Source organism: Acinetobacter sp. 226-1 (assembly GCF_030329325.1).
In the GTDB taxonomy this organism is placed as follows: Bacteria; Pseudomonadota; Gammaproteobacteria; order Pseudomonadales; family Moraxellaceae; genus Acinetobacter; species Acinetobacter sichuanensis.
This window is the reverse complement of sequence record NZ_JACANU010000037.1, coordinates 1-3792: the sequence shown is the minus strand read 5'-3', so window position 1 is coordinate 3792 and position 3792 is coordinate 1. Positions and strand designations below refer to the sequence as shown.

The following is a 3792-nucleotide window of genomic DNA, read 5'->3' as shown; positions in this document are numbered from 1 at the left end:
ATTGCCTCGAGTTTCTTCAAACTCGGTAAATGATTAGGCATACCCACATTTCCGTAATTACAGATCGTGTTGTGTGAATCACCTGTAACCTGAGCAATTTCTTTTGGTGAAATCCCTTGCGTTTGGTTAATCATTTTAAAAATGGCAGTTTGAGCTTCTCTACTCAGTGAAATTTCTTGCATTGTGAAATCCTTGTTTTCTTTCACGTATATTTTTAAGCAAAGAAAATAAATAATTTGCTTGTAGGACTGCCTATACAGCAGCTGAGCTTCCCAGAAAGAATTCAAAAATTCCTTTGTGAGTTAGCTTTTCATCGCTTGCATCAACCATTTTTTGAATGGTTTCCATGCTTGGTTTTTTTCGACCATGAATTAAGTGAGACTCCATGTATCCATAAGAAATTTTTGTAGTTTCACAAAACTGGATACGCTCACTTTTTTCTAATCCTCGCCAGAAATCATAGAGGGTAAGTATAAATACACCTTATAGGTAAATATAAATCAAATATACCTAACAGGTAAATATTTTTCAACCTCTGAGGGTATTTATTTTTTCTACCTATAAGGTAAATTTATTATTAGTTTTTAGAGGTACTTCCGTGATGACTGAGTTACAAACAATTCATGAAATAAGACTTAGTAACACCAAAAAATTAATGAAAGAACTGGGTTTAACTAGAACCGAGTTTGCTGAAAAAATTGAAATGTCTTACAACCTTGTAAGTCAATATATTGGTAAAAACCCAACAAAAAATATTGGTGACGAGACTGCTGAAAAAATTGAAAAAGCTTTTCACAAACCAAAGGGTTTTTTAGATCAGTCAGATATTGCAGTGACCAATCAAGAAAATTCCAATGTTAAATTTATTAGACCAAACATGGCCCCAGTGCTTTCATGGGTTCAGGCAGGTACATTTACAAATGTAAGTACTGTTGATATGTCCCAGGTTGAAGAGTGGCTTCCTTTGCCAGATGAATGCACGAATTGTTATTACTTAAAAGTTCAAGGTATCAGCAATAACCCTGATTTTCTGGAAGGCGATTATATTCTAGTTGATCCTGATGTTTATTATAGTGATATGCAGTCTGGTGACATGATTGTTGTAAGAAAATTTGAGGATGCGACTTTTAAAAAATTAGTCATTGAAACAGATGGTTCTCGCTATTTACAAGCTCTAAATCCTGAATTCAAGCCAAATGTCATCCCTCTTGATGAGAATTGTAATTTTGTTGGGCAAGTGATTGATTGCATCCGGTATACATATCGAGCAAAACGTAGAAAGAAATGTAATTAAAACATTAACCCTTAAATAATTATTAGAGAAACCTATGGATAATTCAGCACTACCAATCAATCAAATTATTGATCGAATTAATGATGCAGCAGCCAATAATGAAGCGATAGTCCTCACAGCAGAAGAAGTAAAAATTCTATCAAAAGGCATTGGGAAAACGTATTTTGTGCCTGTCTTAACTAATAAGCAGATTGTTCAACTTTGTGAAGAAGGAAAGTTAGGAAAACCAATGTTTCCTAAGAAAACAGGTAATTAAAACTGCATAGCAAATAGTTGATTGATGAATAAGGAATAATTTAATTTTTTTCTTTTTTACTCATCGCTGTGATGGTTTTCTTTTTCAGTATAATCATATCTTTAACATTTAAGATAAAGGGCAAAAAACTTGAAATATTTAATCGGTTCTTCATTATTCGCTATTGCATTGGCACTAACAGGCTGTAACTCATCTCCTATTCAACCAACCAAACCTGTAGAAAGTACACCAAGCACTCCTGCAGAAACTCAAGTAATTAACTTTGTAGGACCAATGGGTCTAACTATTCAACTTAAATCATCTGATAATTTTGAAACGGCTGTCATGACTGATAATTCAGATCGTGCAATGCATTTAAAAGCAGCTATAGCTGCAAGCGGTGTCCGCTTAACAAATGATGACGGCGTATCTATCCATTTTAAAAATGGTGAAGGCGTGGTCGAACTCGTGAAAGGCAGACCAATTAACATCACTGAATACAAGAAATAATATTTAAAATAAAACCCACATGATGTGGGTTTTATTTTGATAAAATTTATTTACAATCACATTAGTACAACAAGGATCGTTGTGTAATATGAAAAAAATAGTATTCATTTTCATGTTTGTGATCGTCACTCTCGCTGGTTGCCAAAAGCAATTTGAAGAGGCTAATGCTGCTGAAAACAATCAAGACCTATCAACTATTATCCATCAATTTGAAGAAGCTGATGCCAAAATTAATCAATTTTTGGATCAACTAGACGACCCAAATACTCCTATTGAAATCAAGGCTAAAATCTTATGTATTGATTACCCTAATGTATATAATCAACAGTATGCCCCTGCTCTTTTTAAAATTTCCCCTAAGAAACATCCACCAGACAGACTAGATAGAGATTTAATTATTTCTATGGATTACTATAAAAATAAACTCCATATTCAGTGTGAAAAATATATCTAATCATTAACTTCATTTTGGATTTTCTTCTGCTTGTCACATCTAAGCATTACAATCTAGATAAGGCTACTATCGAAGGATAGCCTGTAATAACTCAGTATCATTCGCTCACCCGCTTCTGCGGGTTTTCTTTTGTCCATTTTATTTTTAATACACCTATAAAGTAAAATAGTTTTAAATAAATTTTACCTTAAAGGTATTTGCTTTATTTTACCTTACAGGTATATTTTAACTCGCAGACAATAAAAAAGCACACCGACCTTTCAAAACCGTGTGCTTTTTACAACTTAATGCGAGATCAATTATGAATGCAAAACTAAATCCTATCAACCCTGCTGTTACACATCGTGTACAGCCAAAACGTTTTTTACAAGTTTGCACACTCAGTGCTTTATTCACGACGGGTAGACAATGATTATCAGATGGCTCTTGCAGATATTCAAAAAGCTCAATCTGTGAATGATCTGGATAAACCTGCAAATTATTTCCGTGGCTCAAAATACGAAACACAAATTCTCAACGCATGCCAAGCAAAGTCAGATATGGAGGGATGGACCGCATGAATACCGAAATCTTAAACGCTAAACAAGCTTTTGAAGCAATGTCATCTGGTCAAGCAGTGTTGTGTCGTGCAGTCGGACAACTGCTCGACTTTGGCGAGTTGAGTCAATTCCCTGCTACGGTCTTCTTCGGTGCTGATTACGAGTTCTGCCTTGCACCTCGTTTTATGACAATCGGTCAATTGGATCTAGAAGTACCTGAGTGTATTCAAGGCTTTGATGACTTAATTGATGCTGCAATGTATTACTACGCACCTAATCTTTTAGATGTAGATCATCCTATTGAAATTCTAAGCACTGCTGACAATGCTACTTATTTAAAACGTTTGATCACATCAAAGCTTTTACATAAAACTTCTGATGATGCTATTGCTCATGCACGTGCATTTATCACATTGAACGGCGGTTCATTAGATCCTATAGAAGTTGAAGCTCCAGCTGTAGAAGTTGAAACTGTTGTTGAGCCTGAGGTTACTACTGAACTCGCACCTGAACCAGTTGAAGAAAAACCGAAAAAAACAACTTCAGCAGAAGTAAAAAAACGCTACATCGAGGCATTGAACGAGGCAACTAGAGAGCGTGAAGTCTTTGCTATTGAAACTCAAATTACGATCAACAGTGATTTGAATAAAAGAGACTTAAACTCGCTAAAATCAATGATTGAGCAGCTATATGCCAAATTTAAACAAATTGAAGCTGAGGAAATTAACGCGCTGATTGTTCAATTTAAAGGACAAATTAC

Annotated in this window: 5 protein-coding genes and 3 pseudogenes; 6 read left to right on the top strand and 2 right to left on the bottom strand. The window is 34.8% G+C overall.

What is annotated here, in order from left to right; all coding sequences use genetic code 11:
- Positions 1-182, bottom strand: a pseudogene (locus HX124_RS17740) (phage regulatory CII family protein); the annotation flags it as partial.
- A 70-nt stretch (positions 183-252) separates the two neighbouring features.
- Positions 253-474, bottom strand: a complete 222-nt coding sequence (locus tag HX124_RS17735) for an XRE family transcriptional regulator (protein WP_286384409.1) — start codon at positions 472-474, stop codon at positions 253-255.
- Between the two features lie 127 nt (positions 475-601).
- Between HX124_RS17735 and HX124_RS17730 the strand changes: the two genes are divergently transcribed.
- The 6 genes and pseudogenes from HX124_RS17730 to HX124_RS17705 form a co-directional block, all read left to right on the top strand.
- Positions 602-1294, top strand: coding sequence for a LexA family protein (locus HX124_RS17730; RefSeq protein ID WP_286384407.1), 693 nt, complete (start codon positions 602-604; stop codon positions 1292-1294).
- A gap of 34 nt (positions 1295-1328) precedes the next feature.
- Complete coding sequence (locus HX124_RS17725; protein ID WP_286384405.1) at positions 1329-1550, top strand: hypothetical protein; 222 nt, start codon at positions 1329-1331, stop codon at positions 1548-1550.
- Positions 1551-1679: 129 nt separating this feature from the next.
- Positions 1680-2039 carry a hypothetical protein gene (locus HX124_RS17720; RefSeq protein WP_286384404.1) on the top strand — a complete coding sequence of 120 codons (360 nt, stop codon included), beginning with the start codon at positions 1680-1682 and terminating at the stop codon, positions 2037-2039.
- A gap of 88 nt (positions 2040-2127) precedes the next feature.
- On the top strand, positions 2128-2493 hold the full coding sequence (locus HX124_RS17715) for a hypothetical protein (RefSeq protein WP_286418738.1): 366 nt from the start codon (positions 2128-2130) through the stop codon (positions 2491-2493).
- A gap of 398 nt (positions 2494-2891) precedes the next feature.
- Positions 2892-3053 (top strand): annotated as a pseudogene (locus HX124_RS17710) (ATP-binding protein); the annotation flags it as partial.
- Positions 3050-3792, top strand: a pseudogene (locus tag HX124_RS17705) (hypothetical protein); the annotation flags it as partial. The pseudogenes HX124_RS17710 and HX124_RS17705, both read left to right, overlap by 4 nt.

Coding starts and splice junctions, on each gene's coding strand:
- HX124_RS17715 (WP_286418738.1), top strand. CDS start 2,128: ATGAAAAAAATAGTATTCATTTTCATGTTTGTGATCGTCACTCTCGCT.
- HX124_RS17725 (WP_286384405.1), top strand. CDS start 1,329: ATGGATAATTCAGCACTACCAATCAATCAAATTATTGATCGAATTAAT.
- HX124_RS17730 (WP_286384407.1), top strand. CDS start 602: ATGACTGAGTTACAAACAATTCATGAAATAAGACTTAGTAACACCAAA.